The sequence below is a fragment of the Pseudomonas sp. FFUP_PS_473 genome (assembly GCF_002858665.1).
GTDB lineage: Bacteria > Pseudomonadota > Gammaproteobacteria > Pseudomonadales > Pseudomonadaceae > Aquipseudomonas > Aquipseudomonas defluvii.
The window spans coordinates 36811-60795 of the sequence record NZ_PJQQ01000017.1; the positions used below are offsets into that span (position 1 = coordinate 36811).

Annotated in this window: 22 protein-coding genes; 5 read left to right on the forward strand and 17 right to left on the reverse strand. The window is 59.6% G+C overall.

The features are described from left to right. Positions 1-61: 61 nt before the first annotated feature. From guaB to CYD26_RS13600, 3 genes are all read right to left on the reverse strand, one after another. Positions 62-1531 (reverse strand): IMP dehydrogenase, encoded by a 1470-nt coding sequence (gene guaB / locus CYD26_RS13590; protein ID WP_099773668.1) that lies wholly within the window; start codon positions 1529-1531, stop codon positions 62-64. Between the two features lie 85 nt (positions 1532-1616). Then, the gene (locus tag CYD26_RS13595) at positions 1617-2174 is read right to left on the reverse strand and encodes a sugar ABC transporter ATPase (RefSeq protein WP_102052829.1); all 558 of its coding nucleotides are present in this window, start codon (positions 2172-2174) and stop codon (positions 1617-1619) included. Positions 2175-2217: 43 nt separating this feature from the next. Beyond that, positions 2218-2976 (reverse strand): sulfite exporter TauE/SafE family protein, encoded by a 759-nt coding sequence (locus CYD26_RS13600; protein ID WP_256588023.1) that lies wholly within the window; start codon positions 2974-2976, stop codon positions 2218-2220. 114 nt (positions 2977-3090) lie between these two features. On the opposite strand from CYD26_RS13600, the gene CYD26_RS13605 reads away from it, so the two are divergent. Further along, on the forward strand, positions 3091-3978 hold the full coding sequence (locus CYD26_RS13605; protein ID WP_102052831.1) for a LysR family transcriptional regulator: 888 nt from the start codon (positions 3091-3093) through the stop codon (positions 3976-3978). 44 nt (positions 3979-4022) lie between these two features. Here the strand turns inward: CYD26_RS13605 and CYD26_RS13610 are convergent, their stop codons facing one another. The 3 genes from CYD26_RS13610 to CYD26_RS13625 all read right to left on the reverse strand — a co-directional run bounded on the left by CYD26_RS13610 (position 4023) and on the right by CYD26_RS13625 (position 6062). Beyond that, complete coding sequence (locus CYD26_RS13610; protein ID WP_102052832.1) at positions 4023-4313, reverse strand: immunity protein; 291 nt, start codon at positions 4311-4313, stop codon at positions 4023-4025. 290 nt (positions 4314-4603) lie between these two features. Beyond that, positions 4604-4894, reverse strand: coding sequence for an immunity protein (locus CYD26_RS13615; RefSeq protein WP_099773665.1), 291 nt, complete (start codon positions 4892-4894; stop codon positions 4604-4606). Positions 4895-5771: 877 nt separating this feature from the next. Beyond that, positions 5772-6062 (reverse strand): immunity protein, encoded by a 291-nt coding sequence (locus CYD26_RS13625; protein ID WP_145991793.1) that lies wholly within the window; start codon positions 6060-6062, stop codon positions 5772-5774. A 504-nt stretch (positions 6063-6566) separates the two neighbouring features. Here CYD26_RS13625 and xseA point away from each other — a divergent pair. The 3 genes from xseA (at position 6567) to leuA (ending at position 10753) form a co-directional block, all read left to right on the forward strand. Further along, positions 6567-7946, forward strand: coding sequence for an exodeoxyribonuclease VII large subunit (xseA, locus tag CYD26_RS13630; protein ID WP_099773662.1), 1380 nt, complete (start codon positions 6567-6569; stop codon positions 7944-7946). A gap of 3 nt (positions 7947-7949) precedes the next feature. Next, entirely contained in the window at positions 7950-8768 is an 819-nt protein-coding gene (locus CYD26_RS13635) for a M23 family metallopeptidase (protein WP_099773661.1), read from the forward strand. Positions 8769-9079: 311 nt separating this feature from the next. Continuing rightward, a complete protein-coding gene (gene leuA / locus CYD26_RS13640; RefSeq protein WP_099773660.1) occupies positions 9080-10753 on the forward strand; it encodes a 2-isopropylmalate synthase in 1674 nt (557 codons plus the stop codon). A gap of 298 nt (positions 10754-11051) precedes the next feature. On the opposite strand, the gene CYD26_RS13645 is transcribed toward leuA, so the two are convergent. From CYD26_RS13645 to zwf, 3 genes are read right to left on the reverse strand one after another with little or no spacing between them, the layout of a single operon-like run. Continuing rightward, positions 11052-11726, reverse strand: a complete 675-nt coding sequence (locus CYD26_RS13645; protein WP_065760142.1) for a bifunctional 4-hydroxy-2-oxoglutarate aldolase/2-dehydro-3-deoxy-phosphogluconate aldolase — start codon at positions 11724-11726, stop codon at positions 11052-11054. Positions 11727-11743: 17 nt separating this feature from the next. Further along, positions 11744-12457: a 6-phosphogluconolactonase gene (pgl, locus tag CYD26_RS13650; RefSeq protein ID WP_102052835.1), complete on the reverse strand. Its 714-nt coding sequence runs from the start codon at positions 12455-12457 to the stop codon at positions 11744-11746. Further along, positions 12444-13913, reverse strand: a complete 1470-nt coding sequence (zwf, locus tag CYD26_RS13655) for a glucose-6-phosphate dehydrogenase (RefSeq protein WP_102052836.1) — start codon at positions 13911-13913, stop codon at positions 12444-12446. The genes pgl and zwf overlap by 14 nt, the downstream gene beginning before the upstream one ends. A gap of 213 nt (positions 13914-14126) precedes the next feature. Between zwf and hexR the strand changes: the two genes are divergently transcribed. Next, complete coding sequence (gene hexR / locus CYD26_RS13660; RefSeq protein WP_218060847.1) at positions 14127-14987, forward strand: MurR/RpiR family transcriptional regulator; 861 nt, start codon at positions 14127-14129, stop codon at positions 14985-14987. Here the strand turns inward: hexR and CYD26_RS13665 are convergent. From CYD26_RS13665 to CYD26_RS13700, 8 genes are all read right to left on the reverse strand, one after another. Next, a complete protein-coding gene (locus CYD26_RS13665) occupies positions 14980-15834 on the reverse strand; it encodes a D-hexose-6-phosphate mutarotase (protein WP_102052837.1) in 855 nt (284 codons plus the stop codon). The two genes, hexR and CYD26_RS13665, sit on opposite strands and share 8 nt — an antisense overlap. Before the next feature lie 119 nt (positions 15835-15953). Beyond that, complete coding sequence (locus tag CYD26_RS13670) at positions 15954-17300, reverse strand: carbohydrate porin (RefSeq protein WP_102052838.1); 1347 nt, start codon at positions 17298-17300, stop codon at positions 15954-15956. A 54-nt stretch (positions 17301-17354) separates the two neighbouring features. Beyond that, positions 17355-18530 (reverse strand): ABC transporter ATP-binding protein, encoded by a 1176-nt coding sequence (locus CYD26_RS13675; RefSeq protein WP_099773657.1) that lies wholly within the window; start codon positions 18528-18530, stop codon positions 17355-17357. 3 nt (positions 18531-18533) lie between these two features. After that, entirely contained in the window at positions 18534-19379 is an 846-nt protein-coding gene (locus CYD26_RS13680; protein ID WP_102052839.1) for a carbohydrate ABC transporter permease, read from the reverse strand. Then, positions 19372-20280 carry a carbohydrate ABC transporter permease gene (locus CYD26_RS13685; protein WP_065760150.1) on the reverse strand — a complete coding sequence of 303 codons (909 nt, stop codon included), beginning with the start codon at positions 20278-20280 and terminating at the stop codon, positions 19372-19374. Before CYD26_RS13685 ends, CYD26_RS13680 begins: the two co-directional genes overlap by 8 nt. An 86-nt stretch (positions 20281-20366) precedes the next feature. Continuing rightward, positions 20367-21629: an ABC transporter substrate-binding protein gene (locus tag CYD26_RS13690; RefSeq protein ID WP_102052859.1), complete on the reverse strand. Its 1263-nt coding sequence runs from the start codon at positions 21627-21629 to the stop codon at positions 20367-20369. Positions 21630-21801: 172 nt separating this feature from the next. Further along, a complete protein-coding gene (locus CYD26_RS13695) occupies positions 21802-23262 on the reverse strand; it encodes an ATP-binding protein (RefSeq protein WP_065760152.1) in 1461 nt (486 codons plus the stop codon). Beyond that, positions 23243-23968 (reverse strand): response regulator, encoded by a 726-nt coding sequence (locus CYD26_RS13700; RefSeq protein ID WP_065760153.1) that lies wholly within the window; start codon positions 23966-23968, stop codon positions 23243-23245. Before CYD26_RS13700 ends, CYD26_RS13695 begins: the two co-directional genes overlap by 20 nt. Positions 23969-23985 lie beyond the last annotated feature (17 nt).

The following is a 23985-nucleotide window of genomic DNA, read 5'->3' on the forward strand; positions in this document are numbered from 1 at the left end:
GTAATCGGAAACGACACGGGGCTGTCGATAACAGCCCCGCTTGCTAGTACTGCCAGAAGCATCAACCTACGCGGTAGTTAGGCGCTTCTTTGGTGATCTGCACGTCATGCACGTGGGACTCGGCCATGCCGGCACCGGTGATGCGGACAAACTCAGGCTTGGTGCGCATCTCTTCGATGGTGGCACTGCCGGTGTAACCCATCGAGGAGCGCAGACCGCCCATCAATTGGTGAATGATTGCGGTCAGGGAGCCTTTGTACGGAACGCGACCTTCGATACCTTCCGGTACCAGCTTCTCGGCACCGGCCGAGGAGTCCTGGAAGTAGCGATCGGAAGAGCCCTGGGCCTGGGACATAGCACCCAGCGAACCCATGCCGCGGTACGCCTTGTAGGAGCGGCCCTGGAACAGCTCGATCTCACCTGGCGCTTCTTCGGTACCGGCGAACATCGAACCCATCATTACGCAGGAAGCGCCTGCAACGATGGCCTTGGACAGGTCACCAGAGAAACGGATACCGCCGTCAGCGATCAATGGCACACCGGTGCCTTCCAGTGCAGCAGAGACATTGGCGATGGCGCTGATTTGCGGCACGCCAACACCTGCAACGATACGGGTGGTGCAGATCGAGCCTGGGCCGATACCGACCTTGACCGCATCAGCGCCAGCTTCAACCAGTGCCTTGGCCGCAGCGCCAGTGGCGATGTTGCCGCCGATGACCTGCACTTCTGGGAAGTTTTCCTTGACCCAGCGAACGCGGTCGATAACGCCTTTGGAATGACCGTGCGCGGTGTCGACCACAACCACGTCAACGCCAGCAGCAACCAGTGCGGCAACGCGCTCGCCAGTGTCCTTGCCGGTGCCGACAGCAGCGCCGACGCGCAGACGACCCTGGTCGTCCTTGCTGGCCAGCGGGTAGGCCTTGGCCTTTTCGATGTCCTTGACGGTCATCATGCCCTTGAGGGCGAATTGCTCGTCGACGATCAGGACTTTTTCCAGGCGGTGCTTGTGCAGCAGCTCGCGGACTTCGTTCTTGTCGGCGCCTTCGCGGACAGTGACCAGACGCTCTTTCGGCGTCATCACTTCACGCACGGTGGCGTCCAGACGGTTCTCGAAGCGCACGTCACGGGAGGTCACGATACCGACCAGGTCACCCTTGTGCAGTACCGGTACACCGGAGATATTGTTCAGGCGGGTCAATTCGAACAAGTCGCGCACGGTAGCGTCAGCGTCGATGGTGATCGGGTCTTTGACCACGCCAGCCTCGAACTTCTTGACCTTGCGCACTTCGGCAGCCTGCTGCTCGATGGTCATGTTCTTGTGGATGATGCCGATGCCACCTTCCTGTGCCATTGCAATGGCCAGGCGGGCTTCGGTCACGGTATCCATGGCGGCGGAAACCAACGGAATATTCAGCTCGATGCCACGGGTCAAACGGGTCTTGAGACTGACTTCATTGGGCAGTACCTCGGAATAACCAGGCACTAGGAGAATGTCGTCGAAGGTCAGGGCTTCTTGGCTGATACGCAGCATCGCGGGGGCTCCCGGGCGGGAAAAATGGAAGCGCGCCATTATACTCATACCCGGGCCTTCACTCAATGTATAGATGGCCCTTCGGTCAGTTGTCGTTCAATGTCACCTGCACCACGGCCACGGGCTGGTCCAGCCAATCGGCAAATGCTTCGATAAAAGAGGGTTTGAAACCAGCTTCGGCCCAGTTGTTGAAGATAAACCCCAGGTTGGAAAAACCACACGGCTGCAGGAACAGGAAGCCGTTGATATCGTCCTCATGGCCGCACTCGGGGCAGGTGAAGTTATCGGTCTGCCCAGGCATCCACTCTTCCAGGCTCTCGAACAGCGCCTCGCCAACCTCGCGACGGCATTCGGCACACCCGGCCTCCTCCAGAAACCCCTGCACCGGCGTATAGATGCAACGCTTGGTGACCACCTCAAGGCCATTGATCGGCTGATCGAACGGCAGTAGCTCCGGATGCAGCACCACCTTGCGTGCGCCCGGCGCAATGGCATACGCCATGCGATTGCCGGTACGCCCGCAGGTGCTCAGCTGTTCTTCGACAATGTTTTCGCGCACTAGCCAACGCAGGATCGCCCGGGCTCTCGGCTCGTGTACCGGGACCGTGGAAATTTTCGGGACGATGATGCACTGGGTATTCATAACGACGGCCAAACCAATTCAAAGCCGCCAGTTTAACCCGTGCTCAGGCACTCAGATAGCGACCGATCAGTGCAATACCACTGGCCAGCACCAGCCAGGTGACCATGCACACAAACGCTTCGCGCGACATGTTCAAGGTCAGCCGTCGGCCCACCCACACGCCCAGCAGCATCATCGGCGCCAGGCACAGCGCCAGCAGCAACAACGGCAGGTCGGCATACACACCCGCCAGCAGGAACAGGCTCAGGCGCACCAGCGTACTGCAACTGATCAAGGCACTCTGGGTGGCACGCACCTGATCCTTGGAGAGCAACCGGGCATTAAGGTAGATCGCATAAAGAAAGCCGCCACTCCCGAACAGCGCCCCAAACAGGCCACCAACCGTACCCATTGGCACCACCCAGCCAGGCGCCAGGCGTGCAGGCTTGACGGTCACTGCCAGGCTGTAGACGGCATACGCCGTAATAAACAGCCCCATCAGCAGCAACAGCAGGTCGGACTTGAGGTTGAGCAGGAACACCACACCCAGGGTGCAGCCCAGCGCCATGCACGGCAGCAGACGCATCAGCTCGCTGCGAACCACAGCCTTGCGTGCCGGTAGCCAGTTACCAAACGCCGCCACGAAATCCAGCAGCACCAACAACGGGATAATCCGCGACAACGGCATGAACTGAATCATCACCGGCCCCGCGACCAGCGCTGTACCAAACCCGGCGACACCAAAGACAACATAGGCCGCACCGACACCCAACATGATCAGCAGCCAGTCAATCGCCGAAAAGGGAAGTAGGGAAAACACCATTGCCACCGTCATAGCGAGCGACCTCTAAGGAAGACGCGGAAACTTTATCCACTCACCAGCCATGCCGACTAATATGCAATTCATGCAGAAGGTATCTTTAAAAGGCATAGCTCAATGATCTCCACGCGACAGCTGCGCTACTTCGTTGAAATCGCCGACAGCGGCAGCTTCAGTGCCGCCGCCGAGCGCCTGTACATCGCCCAATCGGCCTTGAGCCGGCAGATCAAGGTGCTGGAAGACCTGCTCGACACGCCACTGTTCGAGCGCACCGCCCGCCAGCCGCGCCTGACAACGGCGGGCGAGGCGTTCCTGCCACGCGCACGCAGCCTGCTCAGCGAACTGGAAAAAGCCAGTCGCATGGCCCACGAAATCGGTAATGGCCTGCGCGGTAGCCTTCGCCTCAGTCACTCCAGCACCGTACCGCTGACAGGGCACTTGCTCGCCCGGCTCAGCCGCTACCTGCAGGACAACCCAAAGGTTTCCATGGAGATTGCCCAGCAGTCCTCCGAAGCGCAGCTCGAAGAGCTTGTCGAAGGCCGGCTGGAGCTGGGCCTGCTGCGCCTCCCCGTACTGCGCCAGCATGAAGCCTTGTGCATTGAACCGCTGTTCGAGGAACCGCTGCTGCTAGCGGTGGCCAGCGACCACCCCTTGGCCAGCGCGGCCACAGCCAACCTGGCGCAATTGCGAGAAGAAGCCTTTATCTCCATCCCCCATCGCCAACGAGGCGGCTTGAGCTACCTGTCTGCGCAGTTATGCATGCAAGCGGGATTCTTTCCGAAGGCTGCGCGAGTGGTGTCACGCAAGACCACGCAACTGCAGTTGATTCAGGCCGGGTTTGGCGTGGCCCTGCTACCGCGCTGCATGAAAGACATCGCGCCCAGCGGACTAACATTCGTGCCCTTGGCCGATGAGGGCTGTACCAGCACCGTGGCCGTCGCCTATCGGCGCGATGCCGGGCCGTTGGTGCAGCAGTTTGTTAAGCACCTGCGTGAACGGGGATGACTCATCTGCCAACCGTTAATGGTTGCGATTGAACCTTCACTCAATCAAACCGGGTTTGAGGGTGTATCCAACGTGTCGGTCCTGTACTTGTTCAAGGTTACAAAATCTGGGACTGACCAGTTCGGGCCTTTCATCGGTAGGCCTTTTTCGTTTTTGACAAACACCCCGTCTTTGAAAAGCTGCTTATACACCTCAATTAGTTCACCATTGGCGATGACCTCGAACTTGAATTGGACGTACAGATAATCAATCGTCTGGTATGGAACTCTGGGAATGAATGCAGTCAGCACGTCAGCGATGGGCTCATTGATTATGACACTCTCTAGATAATTCATTGCAAACTCCCCACTTCTCTTTATCTGTTTGCCTTCGGTGCGTTTCTTCCGCTTCTACTGCATAAAGCGGGTCCGCTTCTTCATCGCCCCCATAGCCCTCAAGGGTTGCAGTATGAGCATCGTTCCATACACGCCTATCTTCATGCCGAACACTCGATAGCGCTCCAGCCCCTATTTTCTGCCCTCGTCAGTAAACGCTAGGAAAACTCCGATCTCGTCATCACTGGCCGCCTGAACTGTGCTGACGTGATCGGAATGTTCTCAATGGTTGTAATTGAACCTTCACTGGATCAAACCGGGTTGGAGGGTGTATCCAGCGTGTCGGTCCTGTACTTGTTCAAGGTTACAAAATCTGGGACTGACCAGTTCGGGCCTTTCATCGGCAGGCCCTTTTCGTTCGTGACAAACACCCCATCATTGAAAAGCTGCTCATACACTTTTATAAGCTCACCATTGGCGATGACCTCAAACTTGAAATGGACATACAGACGATCAATCGTCTGGTATGAGACTCCAGGAATAAATGCAGTCAGCACGTCAGCGATGGACTCATTGATTATGACATCCTCTAAATAACTCATTGCTAACACCTCATTTCATTTTCCATCTGTCGCCGATACGCCTCTTCCGCTTATGCTTTGTAAAGTGGGTCCGCTTCTTCATCGCCCCATAGTCATCAAGGGTTGCCGTATAAGCATCGTTCGATACACGCCTATCCTCATGCCGAGCACTCGATAGCGCTCCAGCCCCTTATTTCTGCCCTCGTCAGTAAACGCTAGGAAAACTCCGCTCACGTCATCACAGGCCGTCTGACCTGTGATGACGTGAGCGGAATACTCTCAATGGTTGCGATTGAACCTTCACTCGATCAAACCGGGTTGGAGGGTGTATCCAACGAGTCGGTCCTGTATTTGTTCAAGGTTACAAAATCTGGGACTGACCAGTTTGGGCCTTTTATAGGCCTGCCTTTTTCGTTCGTGACAAACACACCATCTGTGAAAAGCTGCTCATACACTCTCATAAGTTCACCACTGGCGACGACTTCGAATTTGAATCGAACGTACATACAGTCAATCATTGGATATGAAGAGATGGGAATTAATGCCGTCAGCACGTCAGCGATGGACTCGTTGACTATGATCTTCTCCAGATAACTCATTGCTCACACCCCATTTCATTTTCCATCTGTCGCCGATATACGCTTCTTCCGCTTCTGCTGTGTAAAGCGGGTCCGCTTCTTCATAGCCCTCATAGCCCTCATAGCCCTCAAGGGTTACCGTATAAGCATCGTTCCATGCACGCCTATCTTCATGCTGAGCACTCGATAGCGCTCCAGCCCCTCATTTCTGCCCTCGCCAGTAAAGGCCATGAAAACTCCGATCACGTCAGCACAGGCCGTCTGACCTGTGCGTGAGTGATCGGAATGTTCTAAATGGTTATGATTTAACCCTCACTCAATCAAACCGGGTTGGAGGGTGTATCCAACGAGTCGGTCCTGTACTTGTTCAAGGTTACAAAATCTGGAACTGACCAGTTCGGGCCTTTCATCGGCAGGCCTTTTTCATTTTTGACAAAAACCCCGTCTTTGAAAAGCTGTTTATACACCTTAATAAGCTCACCATTGGCGATGACCTCGAACTTGAATTGGACGTACAGACGATCAATCGTCTGGTATGGGACTCTGGGAATGAATGCAGTCAGCACGTCAGCGATGGGCTCATTGATTATGACATCCTCTAGATAACTCATTTCAAACTCCCCAAAATGCATTGAGTATCGTGGTGAAAGGGCTGCCAGCGTAAATTTCATTGGCTTATGCTGCGTGCATTACGCGCTATTTTTCGTGACCGTCAGGTATTCAAGGACTTACAGCCATCTTTGAGTTGTTTCCAGCGCAGAGGCATTGCCCAATACCCCGAGATTGGCCATTGCAGCATTAATGTCAGCCTACACTTGCTGCACATACCGCTTTGCCTTGTGCCTGCATGACAGCTAATCAACTTTAGCCAGAGGGCGTATATCAGCCGATTCCAGAATTAATGCAGGACTTCTCCTAAGCGAACGAATGAATGGCTCAACGTTTCCCTAGACAACCATCACTGTTCGGCTGCAGCGCAGGTCATTGACCACACGCATGGAGCATTCGATTTAACCCACTCTCAAGCCAGCAGCGATGCAACGGCCCGACGCGACCGGCTGCATTCGAACCGTCGATAGCGCGCAATGCGCTCACAATCCTTTATGATGCGGCCCATGATCAGAGACCCTTTCGAACGACTCGGTCTGGACCGCGAAGTCCTGACCGTCAGCCAACTCAACGGCCGCGCCCGGGTGCTGCTTGAAGATGTTTTCAGCAGTATCTGGGTCGAGGGCGAGATATCCAACCTCGCCCGCCCGGCCTCCGGCCATATCTATTTCACCCTCAAGGACAGTGGTGCCCAGGTGCGCTGCGCGCTGTTTCGCAACAACGCCGCACGGGTGCGTCAAGCGTTGCGCGATGGCCTGGCGGTCAAGGTGCGCGGCAAGGTCTCTCTGTTTGAGGGGCGTGGCGACTACCAGTTGATTCTCGACACCGTGGAACCGGCCGGTGATGGCGCCTTGCGCCTGGCCTTCGAGGCGCTGAAGGAAAAGCTCGGCGCCGAAGGCCTGTTCAGCAGCGAGCGCAAGGTTGCCTTGCCCGCGCATCCGCAGCGCATTGGCATTATCAGCTCACCCACCGGCGCGGTGATCCGCGACATCATCAGTGTCTTTCGGCGCCGTGCGCCACAGGTTGAGCTGACCCTGATCCCAACCGCCGTGCAGGGCCGTGAAGCCATCGGGCAAATTGTTCGCGCACTGCAACGGGCCGACAGCCTGGGTTTCGACGCGCTGATCCTGGCCCGTGGCGGCGGCTCGCTTGAAGACCTCTGGTGCTTCAACGAAGAGGATGTGGCCCGGGCCATCGCCGCCTGCGTAACACCGATCGTCAGCGCAGTCGGCCATGAAACCGACGTTTCGATCAGCGACTTCGTCGCCGACGTCCGCGCGCCTACCCCGTCGGCTGCAGCCGAGCTGTTGGCGCCAGACAGCAGTGACCTGCAACGGCGCATCGACAGCCTGCAACGGCGCCTGCTGCTGCAGATGCAAAACCGTCTGGCCCATGCGCGCCTGCGTGTCGAAGGCCTGAGCCGACGCCTGCGCCACCCCGGCGAACGGCTGCGCCAGCAAGCACAACGCCTGGATGACCTGGATATGCGCCTGCGCCGCGCATTCGAGCAACGCCTGAACCAACGCCGCGAGCGCCTGGCCCGGCTTGACACACGGCTGGCCGCGCAGCACCCCGGGCGCACACTGGCACTGCTCAAGCAACGCCTGGACAGCCTCTCCGAGCGCCTGCCACGCGCCATGCGTGAAGCCCTGAAGGATCGTCGCCAACAGTTGCAGGCCACCGTCCAGACCCTGCAGGTGGTCAGCCCGCTGGCCACCCTGGGCCGCGGCTACAGCATCCTGCTGGATGAGCGTGGCCAGGCCATTCGCAGCGCCAGCCAGACCCAAAACGGCCAACGCCTGACTGCGCGCCTCGGCGAAGGTCAGTTACAGGTACGCGTCGAAGACAACCACCAGACCCCGGTCACGCTTTCTCTACTGGATTGATCCATGCCCCGTCTGCTCGCTTTTCTGCTTTGCCTGACACTGGCCGGCACCGCCCACGCCAGCTACATCACCCAGAAACTGAACAAGCCGGTGCCTGGCGGCGTCGCAGTCATTGACTTGGGCCCAGGCGCTCAGGCGCCCAATGCTCGCTTCGATGGCAAACCGGTGCTGGTGGTAAAGGAACAGGACAAATGGCTGGCTATTGTCGGCGTGCCCCTGACTCAGAAACCCGGCCCGGCGACACTCAGCCTCGGCACGCGGACGCTGGCTTTTACCGTCGGCAGCAAGCAATACCCAGAGCAGCACATCACCCTGAAGAACAAGCGCCAGGTCAATCCCAACCCGGCTGACCTGAAGCGCATCGACGCCGAACTGGCCGAACAGGTTCGCGCCTACCGCAGCTTCAGCCCAGGCTTGCCAAGCAACCTGCTACTCGACAAGCCGGTCAACGGCCCCCTGTCCAGCCGTTTTGGCGTACGTCGGTTCTTCAACGGCGAAGAGCGCAATCCCCATGCGGGCCTGGACTTCGCCGTACCGGCCGGCACGCCAATCAAGACGCCGGCCAATGGCAAGGTCATCCTGGTCGGTAACTACTTCTTCAATGGCAATACCGTTTTCGTCGACCACGGCCAAGGCTTTATCAGCATGTTCTGCCACATGTCGAAAATCGACGTGAAACCCGGGCAGACGCTGAGTCGCGGCGCCGTCATCGGGCGGGTGGGTTCCACCGGGCGCGCCACTGGCCCGCACATGCACTGGAACATCAGCCTGAACGATGCACGGGTCGATCCGGCCATTTTCATCGGTGCCTTCCAGCCCTGAGGCAGGTTTGCGCCATTTAAAAAGACCGCGCAATAGACGCGGTCTTTTGCGCCATGAAGCGCTATAAAATCTCGCAAAAAAGTACTTTTTAAGCATTTCTATCAATTTTTTTCGAGTGCTTGCCATCTTTCACCCCACTGGGTAGGGTTGAGCTCATGAAAACCTTCCAGAACCTCTTCCAGCTTCGCCAACACCGCAGCCTTTGCCTGGTCAGTGCCCGACTACCAAGCTGAATCGCGTCGCCTCGCCTTTTCATCTTTTTGTTTGCTCGGCGGGCCCCTTTCAAGGCCGCACATTAAAGGATTGCTTCCATGTCCATGCTCAAAGACCCTTCGAAAAAATACCGCGCGTTTCCGACCATCGACTTGCCGGATCGTACCTGGCCATCGAAGACCATCACCCAGGCGCCGATCTGGTGCAGCTCGGACTTGCGTGACGGTAACCAGTCGCTGATCGAACCAATGGACTCGGCGAAGAAGTTGCGTTTCTGGAAGACCCTGGTCAGCGTTGGCGTGAAAGAGATCGAGGCATCGTTCCCTTCCGCCTCGCAAACCGACTTCGATTTCGTTCGCACCCTGATCGAAGACGGCCACATTCCTGACGACACCACCATTCAAGTGTTGACCCAGGCTCGTGAAGACTTGATCGCCCGTACCTTCGAGTCGCTGCGCGGCGCGAAAAAGGCCATCGTCCACCTGTACAACGCCACCAGCCCATCGTTCCGTCGCATTGTCTTCAACCAGGACAAGCAAGGCGTGAAAGACATTGCGGTGAACGCAGCCAAGCTGTTCGTCAAATATGCCGCCCAGCAGCCGGACACCCACTGGACGTTCGAATACTCGCCAGAAACCTTCAGCGCCACCGAAATGGAGTTCGCCAAGGAAGTCTGCGATGCGGTGATCGAAGTCTGGAACCCGACCCCGGAACACAAGGTCATCCTCAACCTGCCGGCCACCGTTGAAGTATCGACGCCGAACGTCTACGCCGACCAGATCGAGTGGTTCTGCCGCAACATCTCGCGTCGTGACAGCGTGATCATCAGCCTGCACACCCACAACGACCGCGGCACCGGCGTTGCTGCCACCGAGCTGGGCTTGATGGCGGGCGCCGATCGCGCCGAAGGCTGCCTGTTCGGCAACGGCGAGCGTACCGGCAACGTCGACCTGGTGACCTTGGCACTGAACCTCTACACCCAGGGTATCGACCCTCAACTGGACTTCTCCGACATCGACGGCGTGCGCAAGGTGGTCGAGGAGTGCAACCAGCTGCCCGTGCACCCACGTCATCCGTATGTTGGCGACCTGGTTCACACAGCGTTCTCCGGCTCCCACCAGGATGCCATCCGCAAGGGCTTTGCCCAGCAGAAAGATGACGCCCTCTGGGAAGTACCGTACCTGCCGATCGACCCGGCCGACATCGGCCGCAGCTACGAGGCAGTGATTCGCGTGAACAGCCAGTCCGGCAAGGGCGGTATCACCTACCTGCTCGAACAGGAATACGGCATCAGCCTGCCGCGTCGCATGCAGATCGAGTTCAGCCAGGTCGTACAGGGTGAAACCGACCGCCTGGGCCTGGAAATGAGCGCTCAGCAGATCTACAACTTGCTGCACCGTGAATACCTGCAGGCCAACTCGCCGTATGCGCTGGTCAGCCACCGCCTGCAGGAAGAGAACGGTCACAGCGCAGTGGAAGTGGAAGTCGCTGGCGAAGGAGAGACCACCCTGCACTGGCGCGGCAAGGGCAACGGCGCCCTGGAAGCACTGGTTGCCGGCTTGCCGGTTGCCGTCGAAATCATGGACTACAACGAGCATGCGATCGGTGCCGGGACCAACGCCAAGGCGGCGGCCTACATAGAGTTGCGCGTGGCCGGTGGCCGCCCAGTGCATGGCGTCGGTATCGATGAAAACATCACCACCGCCAGCTTCAAGGCCTTGTTCAGTGCCCTGAACCGCTCGCTGAGCCAACAGGCCGCCAAAGCCGCGTAAACCGGCCTGGCACCCAGCCGTTGAAAATGCCCGTCTTGAAAGAGCCGGGCACAGGCTACCGAAGAACCCTCGCTTTTATTGCGGGGGTTCTTTTTTTTAAGCCAAAGACCGCGCAGCCTGTAGGAGCCGGGCTTGCCCGCGATGCAGGCGCCGCGGACTCACTGGCCCCCGCCGAAGCCATTGCAGGCAAACCTACACAACGATGCAGGCGCAGACTGGCTCCTGTGTTTCTGACAGGCAAAAAAAAGGTGCGCCGACCAAGCGCACCTAAAGCCGTGTAGCACATAACGAATAGGGATCAGTCCAGCAGGGCCAAGGCCTCGGCGCTGCAGGCCTGGATACGCGCCCAGTCACGGTCCTTGACCCAGGCGCTGTTGAACATCCAGGTCCCGCCCACGCACATCACATTGGGCTGGGACATGTAGCTCTTCAGGTTACTTTCATTCACCCCGCCAGTCGGGCAGAAACGCACCTCACCAAACGGGCCACCAAAGGCTTTGATCGCTGCGACGCCACCACTGATTTCCGCTGGAAACAGCTTGAAGCGACGGTAGCCCAGGGCATAGCCCATCATGATTTCCGAAGCGCTGCTGATGCCCGGTAGCAATGGCAAGGCGCTTTCGACGCCCGCCTCAAGGATGTCCTGGGTACAGCCGGGGGTGACGATGAACTGGGCACCCGCCGCCTCAACCGCCTTCAGCATCGAGCGGTCGAGCACGGTACCAGCACCAATGCACAACTCGGGGCGTTGCTCACGCAGCATACGAATGGCTTTCAGGCCATGTTCGGAGCGCAGGGTGATCTCCAGCGTCTTCAGGCCACCCGCGGCCAGCGCATCGGCCAGCGGCAGAATGTCTTCCTCGCGGGCAATGGTAATCACCGGAAGGATGCGCGCCTCACCGCAGATACGGTCGATCTGCGCGATTTTGTCGGCCATGGAGATGCCCGGTTGCGAATGTTCATGCGTGGTCATAACGGCGGGTCCTTGGCTCATGGGCACCAGAAAATATCCAGGGAAGCGTGTAGAAAGGCGCGAATTGGCATTTCGGCAGGGTCATCCCCTGCCAGCGCGGCGCGCAGGGTAGCGAGTTTGCCTTGCCCTTGCACGGACAAGGCAGTGAATGCGGCAGTCCCCAGCAAGGCACGGGTCATGCTCAGGCGCTGATGCGGAACGCTCGGCGCCAGCATGGGCAGGCAACGTCGAGGGCTGTCGGCTGCCAGGCCTTGGGCAAGGTTCGGGCTGGCCGGAAACAGCGACGCTGTATGCCCGTCATCGCCCATACCCAGCACCAGCACATCAATCGGCGGCAACTCGGCCAAGGCCTGATCGGCGTCCAGGGCAGCCGCTTCAAGGCTGGCACTGGCACGATACAGGCCAATAAAACGAGCCTTGGCCGCCGCCCCGACCAACAGGTAGCGCTTGAGCAGCCCGGCATTACTGTCGACATGCTCCACCGGCACCCAGCGCTCATCCGCAAGGCTGACCACTACCTTTGACCAGTCCAGCGACCGGCGTGCCAGGCATTGGAAAAACATCACCGGGCTACGACCACCAGAGACCACCAGGGTGGCCTGCCCGTTGGCGGCAATGGCCGCACTCAGGCGCTCGGCGACATTCTTGGCCAGGTCTTCAGCCAGCAGCGCCGGGCTTGCATAGGTATGCGTCGCCACGTTAGCCGGCCATTGCAGTTCAGATATCGCCATACCACGACCTCCCATCACGGGTTATCAGCGCGATCGAGCTCATCGGCCCCCAGGACCCGGCGGCGTAGGGCTTGGGCGCTTCGCCCGAACTCTTCCAACCGGCAATCAACTGGTCGCACCACTTCCACGCGTATTCGATTTCATCCTTGCGCACAAACAGGTTCTGATTGCCGCGCATCACTTCCAACAACAACCGCTCGTAGGCATCGGGGATGCGTGTACTGCGGTAGGTGTCGGAGAAATTCAATTGCAACGGGCCGCTGCGTAACTGCATGCCCTTGTCCAGGCCCTGCTCCTTGGTCATCACCCGCAAAGAAATACCTTCGTCCGGCTGCAAACGAATGATCAGCTTGTTACCGATCTGTAAACGCTGCTCCGGCGCGAAGATGTAGTGCGGCGGTTCCTTGAAGTGGATGACGATCTGCGACAATTTCTGCGGCATCCGCTTGCCGGTACGCAGGTAGAACGGCACACCGGCCCAGCGCCAGTTGCGAATGTCGGCACGCAAGGCAACAAAGGTTTCGGTATTGCTTTGCGGGTTGGCGTTGTCTTCTTCCAGGTATCCCGGTACCGGGCGCCCCTCACTGTAACCGGCGATGTACTGGCCACGTACGACGCGGCTGCCGAGGCCTTCACCGGTGATCGGCGCCAGCGCCTTGAGCACCTTGACCTTCTCATCACGGATACTGTCGGCCGACAGGTCGCTGGGCGGGTCCATGGCGATCAGGCAAAGCAATTGCAGCAAGTGGTTCTGAATCATGTCCCGCAGTTGGCCGGCCTTGTCGAAGTAGCCCCAGCGCCCTTCGATACCCACCTTCTCCGCCACGGTGATCTCCACATGGGAGATCGAATTCTGGTTCCACTGGGTTTCGAACAGGCTGTTGGCGAAACGCAGCGCAATCAGGTTCTGGACGGTTTCCTTGCCCAGGTAATGGTCGATGCGGTAGACCCGGTTTTCCGGGAAAAACTGCGCCACGGCATCGTTGACCCGCCGTGACGACTCCAGGTCGTGGCCAATCGGTTTTTCCAGCACAACCCGGGTACGCGGGCCGAGGCCTGCCTTGTCGAGGTTTTCGCAGATGCCGCCATAAACCGCTGCAGGCGTTGCGAAGTAGGCGATCAGTGGTGCCTGGGGAGCGACCTTTTCGGCGAGCGCCTGATAGTCATCCGCCTTGAGAAAGTCCACATGCAGGTAGCTCAGGCGGGCCAGGAAGCGTTGCAGAGGGATGGCCTCTATCTGCCCGGCCTCGACGAATTCATGCAGGTGCGCTTCGATTCGCTGCAGGTGCTCCTCGACGCTGCCCGGCTCGCGGGCCAATGCCAGCACCTGGGTGTCAGCATGCAACAGCCCGGCGCGATCCAGCTGATACAGCGCCGGAAACAGCTTGCGCAATGCCAGGTCGCCAAGGGCGCCAAACAGGGCAAACGTACAAGGCTCAACGGAGATCGAAGACATGATGTTGGTTCTTTTATCAAGTTGACGTACAAATACCCTGTTCAAGGGCAGTAATCAAGGGGATTATGTAGTAATAAACACAACATTTGACCCCTTGGACAGATTCAAGTGGTGAAGCAATCAGGCCATCAGTACGATAGGCCACCCCCAAAAAGCCCGCTGCTGCCCGCTATTGGCTGCATCCTCGACCCAAGGACATAAACCATGGACCGCGTGCGAAACCTCCTGGAACAGATCCAGGGCCGCCTTGAAGAGCTGAACAAGGCCGAGCGCAAAGTCGCCGAAGTCATCCTGCTCAACCCCCAGCAAGCGACGCGCTTCAGCATTGCCGCCCTGGCCCAGGCGGCCAAGGTCAGCGAACCGACCGTGAACCGCTTCTGCCGCTCGTTCGATGTCAGCGGCTACCCGGAACTCAAACTGCAACTGGCGCAGAGCCTGGCCAGTGGCGCCGCCTACGTCAGCCGCGCGGTCGAGGCCGACGATGATCCGGCCGCCTACACCCAGAAAATCTTCGGCAGTGCCATCGCCTCGCTGGACAGCGCCTGCCAGCAACTCGACCCGCAGTTGATCAGCCGCGCCGTCGACATGCTGATCCAGGCCCGACAGATCCACTTCTTCGGCCTCGGCGCCTCGGCCCCGGTGGCACTGGATGCCCAACACAAGTTCTTCCGTTTCAACCTTGCCGTGTCGGCCCATGCCGATGTCCTGATGCAGCGCATGCTGGCGTCGGTGGCGCACACTGGCGAGCTGTTCGTGATCATTTCCTACACAGGGCGCACCCGCGAACTGGTCGAAGTCGCACGCCTGGCCCGTGAAAACGGTGCCTCGGTGCTCGGCCTGACCGCTGCCGGCTCACCACTGGCCAAGGCCAGCAGCCTGAGCCTGAACATCCCGCTGCCGGAAGACACCGACATCTACATGCCGATGACCTCGCGGATCATCCAGCTGACGGTACTCGATGTACTGGCCACCGGCATGACCCTGCGCCGTGGCGTGGACTTCCAGCCACACCTGCGCAAAATCAAGGAAAGCCTCAACGCCAGCCGCTACCCGATCGACGATGAACTCAATTGAACAGGTGCGCCTGCAGCCGCAGATGAGCCTGCTCGCCCGGTGCCAGGCTCAGGCTGTCGTTGTGGCCACTGGTCGCCTCGACGCAGACAAAGCCGAGGGTTTCGCTGCCACTGACACCCATCAGCGGCCGACTACCGGGGTGCCAGACCACCGTGTCCTCGCTGTCGCCCATATCAATGCACAGCTGGCGCTTCCAGGCCGGGTCGTGCAGTTGTAGCGTTGCCGCATTCTGGAACACCCGCTGACAGCCGCCCTGCACTTTCAGCTCACCTTTCTGCCGGCAGGTTTGACGACTCAACTGGTCGTAACCTTCCGCACCTTCGAGCCCAGACAGCGCTATCTTTGAGACGTCACTGATACGCCAGTAAGCCAGCAGCGCATGACTCAACTGGCAGGGCAAGCTGTCCTGATGCTCAGTACGCAACTGCAACTCCATGCCATCACCCAGCCGCGCCTGCAAGTCAACCTGCCAGTCACACAGCTGCAAACGCCAGGTCAGGCTAACCCCTTCGGCATCCTCTGAGCTGTCGATCAGCTTCCAGTCCAGCAGCCGTGCCCAACCATGAGAAGGCCAGAGGTCTTCACTGGGGTGACGACCGTACCAGGGCCAGCACACGGGCACACCGCCACGGATCGCCCCAACCTGTGGCCACTGTGCGGCACACCACAACCACGGGCGCTGGCCCTGCGGCTGAAAATGCAGCAACTGGGCGCCCTGACGACTGAACACCGCCTGGCAACGTGGGTGATCAATGATCAGCACGTCGCGCTGCTGATGGCGTTCCCACTCAAAGGTCGGACGCGGCCGGCGCGAGGTGAAAAAGCGCTGGAGCGGATGCTCTTGCATGGCTAGGAACTCTGATTGACTGACGGGCTTTATCGCCAGCCAGCTCAGCACCTACAGGCAGGTGCTGAGCAAGCCGGCAATCAGCTGCAACAAATGGCGTAAATTTACAACATATTAGGTCAGAACACCGACTGAATCTTCAAGCCGGCGACGACCGCGTTGTCCACCTCATCCACACCCCCTGGGCTGCGGATGTACTGCAGGTTCGGCCGTACGGTCAGCCAGTTGGTGACGTGAAAACCGTAGTACAGCTCGGCGTTGTATTCGGTCTTCTGGACAGGGACGAACGCCGGGTTGTCGTAGTCGTTGATACCACTGACGTCATTGAGCAACTCTGCACGTTTTTTCACATCGTCGTTCACGTGAATACGCGCCACGCCAAAGCCGATGTCGTCCTTGGGTCGCCCGTCAAAGGCACCTTTGTAGACCAGGCCGACCTGCTGGTAGTTATCGACCACGTTGGTGGCCTTGTCGTGAACAGTGAAGTTGGCGAAAAGGCTCAAACCACGTGCGGCATCGCCGTTGTGCGCAGTAACCTGCTGCTGGGCGACAACCCACCAGCCATGCTTGCTGCTGTGCGATTTGAAGTCATTACCGGTTAGCGCCTGCGGTTGGCCATTGACGTCTTCAAAGACATCGTCAGCCTTGGCGGTGCTGTAGTAGTAACCCAGACGGTACTCACCCGGCAGGTCGTTGACCTTGGGCGACCAGACCATTTCCACCGGCAGGATCATGCCCTTGGTACCACTGCCGCTGAGCTTGAAACCGTTGCCGGTTTCCAGGTTGGACGGGTTCTGCTCAAACACGCCGACCTGAGCGAAGAACTCCGGGGTGATGTTGTACTTGACCCGCAACGCCCACTGGCTGACGGGCCAGTTGTACCAGATGCTGCCAACCCAGTTGCCAACTTGGGATCCACAGAACGCCAGGTTCTGGAAGTCGCAGGGGAAGCTGTTGAAGTCCTCACCCGGGCCGAAGCGGCCGACTTTGACATCCAGCGCCTGATCGAAATACTGCTGCTTGATCCACATCTGGGTCAGCCGCCAGGTCTGGCCGCGCCCCCAGACTTCCTGCACCGAACTGAACTGCCCGGCACGCGGATCACTGATGCGGTCGTTGGACAGGTTACGGCCACTGCGTTCCGTAACGGCCAGCTTGAACTCGGTATCCTGCCAACCGAGGATCTTTTCCAGGTCCAGCTTCACGCCCAAGGCAAACTGGTCGCTGTAGCGCGCCGTCTTGTCATCGTTGTAGCCACCGCTGAGGTTGCCAGCCACCTCGCCCACGTACTCCAGCGAGAAGTCGTAACCCTTCTCCAGCAACTCGGTACGCGTGCCGCCCCAATCTCCGGTCATCCATTTCGATTCCGGGTCGAAAGCACCGGCAGCATGAGCACCACCGTTTACCCCGAACGCAGCCAGCAAGGTCAGCGGAGCCAGCGACCTGATGCGTTTGTAATGAGCCATCCCTTGTTTCCTCGTCTTATTGTTATCGATGGATTTACACGTCCTGCAAACGGCTCAGCGCCCCTTGAACTGCGCCACATTGTCCTTGGCTACATTGTCCTTGGGCGCATGCACTTGCGGGTTGCCGACCACACCCAATCGCTCACCCGTTACGGCGTCGAACAGCAACACCCGCGCCGGGTCGAACTGCAGGTTCAGGTTGTCCCCCACCTGCACCGGGCAGTCAGGCGCCAGGCGACAGCAGACTTTGGTGCCGTTGAGGCTGACGAACACCAGAGTGTCCGGGCCGGTAGGTTCGATCACCTGCACCTCGGCACGAATACTGGGCAGGCCATTGGGCTGTTCCGGTGCCAGGCAGACTTGTTCGGGGCGAATGCCCAGAATCACTTCACGCTCTTCCAGGCCCGCATCGTCGATGCCCATCGGCAACTCGCAGCGCGCCTGACCACTGTCGAGCAGCGCCAGCAGCCGGCTGTCCTTGCGCTGCAGACGCAAAGGGATGAAGTTCATCGGCGGTGAGCCAATGAAACTGGCGACGAACAGGTTGGCCGGGTCGTTATAGATCTGCTGCGGGGTTCCGAACTGCTGGATCAGCCCGTCCTTCATCACAGCAACCTTGTCACCCAGGGTCATCGCTTCGATCTGGTCGTGGGTCACGTAGACCGTGGTGGTCTTCAAGCGTTGGTGCATCAGCTTGATCTCGGTGCGCATCTCCACCCGCAACTTGGCATCGAGGTTGGACAGTGGCTCATCGAACAGGTAGATCTTCGGCCGCCGCGCCAACGCCCGGCCCATCGCCACGCGCTGTTGTTGACCACCCGAGAGCTGACCGGGCTTGCGATTGAGCAGGTGCTCGATCTGCAGCAGCCTGGACACCCGCGCCACCTCTTCTTCGATGGCGGCGGCGGGCATCTTGCGGATCTTCAGGCCGAAGGCGATGTTCTCCCGCACGTTCATGGTCGGGTACAGCGCATAGGACTGAAAGACCATGGCAATGTCCCGGTCCTTCGGGCTCATGCCGCTGATATCAGCCTCATCCACCAGGATCGCCCCGCCGCTGATCTGCTCCAGCCCGGCGATGCAGTTCATCAAGGTCGACTTGCCGCAGCCCGAGGGGCCAACCAGAATCAGGAACTCGCCCGAGTCGATCTTCAGCTCGATGTTCTTCAAGGTGTCCGGCAGGCCACTGCCGTAGGTCTTGTTGACGTTGCGCAATTCAAGCGTTGCCATAATTCACCCCTTGACCGCGCCGGCAGTGAGCCCGCGCAGGAAATACTTGCCAGCCATCACATAGACCAACAGGGTCGGTAACCCGGCGATCATCGCCGCCGCCATGTCGACGTTGTATTCCTTGACCCCGGTGCTGGTGTTGACCAGGTTGTTCAGCGCCACCGTGATGGGCTGGGCATCGCCGCTGGCAAACACCACGCCGAAAAGAAAGTCGTTCCAGATCTGCGTGAACTGCCAGATCAGGCAGACCATGATGATCGGCACCGACATCGGCAGCAGGATCTTCCCGAAGATGGTGAAGAAGCCCGCACCATCGAGCCGTGCCGCCCGCACCAGGGCATCCGGGACACTGGTGTAGTAGTTGCGAAAGAACAGCGTGGTAAAGGCCAGGCCATAGACGATATGCACCAGCACAAGGCCCGTGGTGGTGCTGGCCAGGCCCAGCTTGCCGAGGGTGAACGAGGCCGGCAGCAGCACGGTCTGAAACGGCAGAAAGCAACCGAACAACAGCAAGCCGAAAAACAACTGCGAGCCACGGAAGCGCCACATCGACAGCACATACCCGTTAAGCGCCCCCAACAGCGTCGAAACCACCACCGCCGGTACGGTGATTTTCACCGAGTTCCAGAAGTAGCCACCCACGGTGTCCCAGGCCTTGATCCAGCCGATGCCCGTGATCACCTCGGGCCAGCTCAGCAAGTTGCCGGTGCGGATGTCCTCCGGTGATTTGAAGCTGGTCAGCAGCATCACGATCAGCGGGATCAGGTAGACCGCGCAGGCCAGCAGCAAGGTGCCGTAGATGGCCAGGCGGCTGAGGCTGAAGCCACGCGAAGCAAGAGGCTTAGTCATGGCGCTTGTTCCTCAATTCCGAGTACAGGTAAGGCACCAGGATCGACAGGATCGCCCCCAGCATCAGAATCGCGCTGGCCGAGCCCATGCCCATCTGCCCGCGGCTGAAGGTGAAGGCGTACATGAACATCGCCGGCAAGTCGGAGGCGTAGCCCGGGCCACCTGCAGTCATCGCGGCTACCAGGTCGAAACTCTTGATCGCAATGTGCGCCAGGATCATCAGTGCACTGAAAAACACCGGGCGCAGGCTGGGCAGGACGATGCGCAGGTAAATACTCGGCAGGCTTGCCCCATCGACCTGGGCGGCACGGATGATCGACTGATCGACACCCCGCAGGCCCGCCAGGAACAAGGCCATGACAAAGCCCGAGGCCTGCCACACCGCGGCAATCACCAGGCAGTAGACAACTCGGTCCGGATCGACCAGCCAGTCCAGGCGGAAGCCCTCCCAGCCCCAATCACGCAGCAGCTTGTCCAGGCCCAGGCCGGGGTTGAGCAACCACTTCCAAGCAGTACCGGTGACAATCATCGACAGCGCCATCGGGTACAGGTAGATGGTGCGGATAAAGCCTTCACGGCGGATGCGCTGATCGAGCAACACCGCCAGCAGCACGCCGACCACCAGGCTGATGCTGATGAACAGCCCACCGAACACCAGCAGGTTCTTGCTCGCCACCCACCAACGGTCGTTCTCCAGCAGCTTGGCGTACTGCGCCAGCCCTACCCATTTGTAGCTGGGCATGAAACTGGAGTTGGTGAACGACAGCAGGAAGGTCCAGAAGATGTAGCCATAGAACCCCACCAGGACGATCAGCATGCTTGGCGCCAGCACCAGTTTTGGCAGCCAGCGTTGCAATGCGTCGAGGGGCGAGGCCTTGTTGAGTGCAACAACAGTGCTCATCGTGGAAATCTCGAATGGAGGGCGGCGCGAAGCACCGCATCGCCGGCAAGGCCGGCTCCTACAGCGGGTAGAGCAGGCTCACAGCCTCACTTGGCCGACTTGATCGCCGAACTCAGTTGCTTGACCGCCTTGGCCGGATCGGCGCTCGGGTCATTGAGGAAGTTGGTGACCACATCGAAGATGGCCCCCTGCACGGCCAGCGACGTGGCCATGTTGTGCGCCATGCTCGGTTGCAGGCCGTCACCTTTTTCGGCGTCCTTGAAGTCCACCGACGACTTCTGCGTGCAGGCGTCGAACAGGCTCATGTCCATGTCCTGACGCACCGGCAGCGAGCCTTTGTTCCGGTTGAACACGGTCTGGAACTCAGGCTCCAGCGCGACCTTGGCCAGATCGTTCTGGGCCTTGATGTCGTTCGCGTTCTTGAGCTTGAACATCGCCAGCGAGTCGATGTTGTAGGTAAAACTGCCCTGGGTTCCGGGGAAGGCCACGCACAAGTAGTCCTTGCCGGCGACCTTGCCTGCAGCGGTCCACTCGCTCTTGGCCCAGTCGCCCATGATCTGCATGCCCGCCTTGCCGCTGATGACCTCGGCCGCCGCAATGTTCCAGTCACGCCCCGCGCGGTTCGGGTCCATGTAGGTGCCCAGGCGCTGCAAGGTCTTGAACACCTCGACCATTTTCTCGCCGGTCAGGGCCTGTTCATCCAGCTCAACGAACGCCGCGTGATAGCCCTTGGTCCCCAGAATGCTCAGTGCCAGGTCTTCGAAAACCGTGCTGTCCTGCCATGGCTGACCGCCATGGGCGAGCGCAGTGAAGCCTGCGGCCTTGAGTTTGTCGGCAGCAGCAAAGAGCTCATCAAGGGTGGTCGGCACCTTGGCACCGGCTTTCTCGAACACCTGCGGGTTGATCCACAGCCAGTTGACTCGGTGGATATTCACCGGCACCGCAACGTAGTGGCCGTCGTACTTCATGATGTCGGCGACTTGTTTGGGCAGCAACGCATCCCAGTGGTTGGCCTTGGACACGTCATCCAGTTCGGTCAGCAGGCCGAGGGCGCCCCACTCCTGGATGTCCGGGCCCTTGATCTGGGCGGCGGCAGGGGGGTTACCGGAAATGGCCCGGGTTTTCAGTACGGTCATGGCGGCTGCGCCACCGCCGCCGGCAACGGCGTTGTCCTTCCAGACGAAACCGTCTTTCTTGACCTGTTCCTTCAGGGTTTCCACGGCCTTTGCTTCACCACCGGACGTCCACCAGTGCAGCACTTCCACTGTACCGGGATCGGCAGCGACGGCGCTCAGGGGGAACAAGGAAGCAAGAGAAATGACAGCGGCGAGGCGAGTAATCGCATTCATCGAAGGGAACCTTTTCTTGTTGTTATGCAGGTGCAAGTCGTGGTGCTTGCGCTGCATGGCAGTCTAACCAGAGGCCCGCCCGCTGGACGTAACGAAGGGATGCGCGAATGTCACCAAACAGTGACATTGTGCAAGCGCCGCCCTGTCCCGGCCGACCGCCAATTCAGTGAACTCAATCACCGGTTCGCGGCAGGCGCAGGGTGACCCGCAGCCCCCCTTCACGCAGGTTTTGCAGGGTCAGCTCGCCGCCATGACTGTGAGCAATATTGCGGGCGATCCCCAGGCCAAGGCCATAACCCTGCTGCTGCCCGGCCAGCCTGAAGTGGGGCTCGAACACCTGTTCCAGGCGCTGCTCGGGCACGCCAGGGCCTTCGTCATCGACATGCAGCACGAACGCCTGATCGCTGTCCTCGATCCGCAGGTGCGCACGCTGGCCGTACTTGAGCGCATTGTCGATCAGGTTGCCCATGCACCGGCGCAGCGCCAGCGGCTTGCCGGGGTATGGCGCCAACACCTGCCCCTCAAGGGTGACCTGACCGGTCCCCAGGTACGGCTCGATCAGGCCATGCAGCGCCTGCGCAAGATCGATCGGTTCGATGTTCTCGTGGATGTCGGTATCTTTCACACACTGCAGCGCGCCCTTGACCAGCATCTCCAGCTCATCCAGATCACGGCTGAACTTGTGCTGCACGTGCTCGTCATCCAACAGCTCGACCCGCAGCCGCAAACGGGTGATCGGGGTGCGTAAATCATGGGAAATCGCGCTGAACAACTGACTGCGCTCCGTCAAATAACGGCTGATGCGCTCGCGCATGGCATTGAAGGCACGGCCTACCTCGACCACTTCGCTGCCACCGCCTTCGACCACCGGCTCTACCTCGGCGGCCCCTAGCGAAAGGTCCCGCGCCGCCCGCGCCAGGCGTTTCAACGGACGGCTCTGCCAATGCACCAGTACACCGATGAACAGCAACAGGAAGGTACTGGTCAGCACCATGAAACCGATCTGCTGACCCGGCACGCCCTCTTCTTCCAGGCTGGTGTACGGCTCAGGCAACAGCGAGGCGATGTACAACCACTCACCCGGCGCCAAACCGATTTGTGTCACCAGCACCGGTGGATCAAGCGGCGCCAGGGTCAGCGCGTAATGCGCCCAGGATCGCGGCAGCTCGTCCAGCTTCAGGCCGCTATTGAACACCCGCAGTTCCTTTGGGCTGACGAACTCCACAGAGATACTCATCTGCTCACCCAGGCGTTGGCGCAACACCTGTTCCACGGCTTCGATCACTGCTTTTTTGCGCGGTGTGGCCGGCAACATCTGCATGTCCAATGGATGGTCGTTGAGCGACACCACGAAACGGGTACCGCCCATGCTACGCAACTGGTCCAGCACCATCGGCCGATAGGCCACAGGCAGCGAGCGAAAGTAGCTGACGCTGGCGGTCATCGAGTGAGCCAGGCTGCGCGCACTGGCCACCAAGCCCTCCAATTGGCTGGCACGCAACTGCGATAGCCAGATCAGGCTAGCCAGCCCCTGGGCCAGCAACACCGCCAACAACGTCAACAGCAGCATGCGCCCGAGCAGCGAACGCGGCCACGGCAGGCGCCAGCGCCGCTCAGTGCGCAGGCGCGACATGGGCTGCCAGCAGATAACCGCTGCCGCGAACAGTACGAATCAAACGGGGTGGTTTGTCAGTGTCACGCAGACGCTGACGCAGGCGGCTGACCGCCATGTCGACAATCCGGTCCAGCGGCATCGGTTCCCGACCACGGGTGGCATTGCCGATGGTGTCGCGGTCGAGGATTTGTTGCGGATGATCGAGAAACAGCTTGAGCAGGGCGAAATCCGCCCCCGACAGAATCACCTCTTCACCGTCGCGGTGAAACAGCCGGTGGCTGACCGTGTCCAACCGCCACTCATCGAACGCCAGTACCTCGCCGCCGTTACGCTCCTGAGCAAAACCGGCCCGGCGCAACAGGGCTTTGATACGCGCCTGCAACTCGCGCGGGCTGAACGGCTTGCCCAGATAATCGTCAGCCCCCAGCTCCAGGCCGATCACCCGATCGGCCTCATCGGAGCTGGCCGTCAACATGATGATCGGCACCTGGGACTGGCGCGGATGTTGGCGAGTCCAGCGACACAAACTGAAACCATCTTCATCCGGGAGCATCACGTCGAGGATCACCAGATCATGACCACCCTCGTCCAATGCCTGACGAAACCCCTGACCGTTGGCCACCGCGCACACGGCAAAGCCTGAACGGCTCAGGTAGGCTTGCAGCAGTTCACGAATGTCCTGGTCATCATCGACCAACAGGATCGACTTACCGGCAGTACTCAATGCATTGATCCTTGGCG

Coding starts and splice junctions, on each gene's coding strand:
- CYD26_RS13665 (WP_102052837.1), bottom strand. CDS start 15,834: ATGCAAGAGCATCCGCTCCAGCGCTTTTTCACCTCGCGCCGGCCGCGT.
- CYD26_RS13595 (WP_102052829.1), bottom strand. CDS start 2,174: ATGAATACCCAGTGCATCATCGTCCCGAAAATTTCCACGGTCCCGGTA.
- CYD26_RS13670 (WP_102052838.1), bottom strand. CDS start 17,300: ATGGCTCATTACAAACGCATCAGGTCGCTGGCTCCGCTGACCTTGCTG.
- guaB (WP_099773668.1), bottom strand. CDS start 1,531: ATGCTGCGTATCAGCCAAGAAGCCCTGACCTTCGACGACATTCTCCTA.
- CYD26_RS13615 (WP_099773665.1), bottom strand. CDS start 4,894: ATGAGTTATTTAGAGGATGTCATAATCAATGAGTCCATCGCTGACGTG.
- leuA (WP_099773660.1), top strand. CDS start 9,080: ATGTCCATGCTCAAAGACCCTTCGAAAAAATACCGCGCGTTTCCGACC.
- CYD26_RS13635 (WP_099773661.1), top strand. CDS start 7,950: ATGCCCCGTCTGCTCGCTTTTCTGCTTTGCCTGACACTGGCCGGCACC.
- CYD26_RS13685 (WP_065760150.1), bottom strand. CDS start 20,280: ATGAGCACTGTTGTTGCACTCAACAAGGCCTCGCCCCTCGACGCATTG.
- pgl (WP_102052835.1), bottom strand. CDS start 12,457: ATGGCGATATCTGAACTGCAATGGCCGGCTAACGTGGCGACGCATACC.
- CYD26_RS13600 (WP_256588023.1), bottom strand. CDS start 2,976: ATGGTGTTTTCCCTACTTCCCTTTTCGGCGATTGACTGGCTGCTGATC.
- CYD26_RS13680 (WP_102052839.1), bottom strand. CDS start 19,379: ATGACTAAGCCTCTTGCTTCGCGTGGCTTCAGCCTCAGCCGCCTGGCC.
- CYD26_RS13645 (WP_065760142.1), bottom strand. CDS start 11,726: ATGACCACGCATGAACATTCGCAACCGGGCATCTCCATGGCCGACAAA.
- CYD26_RS13695 (WP_065760152.1), bottom strand. CDS start 23,262: ATGTCGCGCCTGCGCACTGAGCGGCGCTGGCGCCTGCCGTGGCCGCGT.
- CYD26_RS13605 (WP_102052831.1), top strand. CDS start 3,091: ATGATCTCCACGCGACAGCTGCGCTACTTCGTTGAAATCGCCGACAGC.
- CYD26_RS13675 (WP_099773657.1), bottom strand. CDS start 18,530: ATGGCAACGCTTGAATTGCGCAACGTCAACAAGACCTACGGCAGTGGC.
- CYD26_RS13610 (WP_102052832.1), bottom strand. CDS start 4,313: ATGAATTATCTAGAGAGTGTCATAATCAATGAGCCCATCGCTGACGTG.
- xseA (WP_099773662.1), top strand. CDS start 6,567: ATGATCAGAGACCCTTTCGAACGACTCGGTCTGGACCGCGAAGTCCTG.
- CYD26_RS13690 (WP_102052859.1), bottom strand. CDS start 21,629: ATGAATGCGATTACTCGCCTCGCCGCTGTCATTTCTCTTGCTTCCTTG.
- zwf (WP_102052836.1), bottom strand. CDS start 13,913: ATGTCTTCGATCTCCGTTGAGCCTTGTACGTTTGCCCTGTTTGGCGCC.
- CYD26_RS13625 (WP_145991793.1), bottom strand. CDS start 6,062: ATGAGTTATCTAGAGGATGTCATAATCAATGAGCCCATCGCTGACGTG.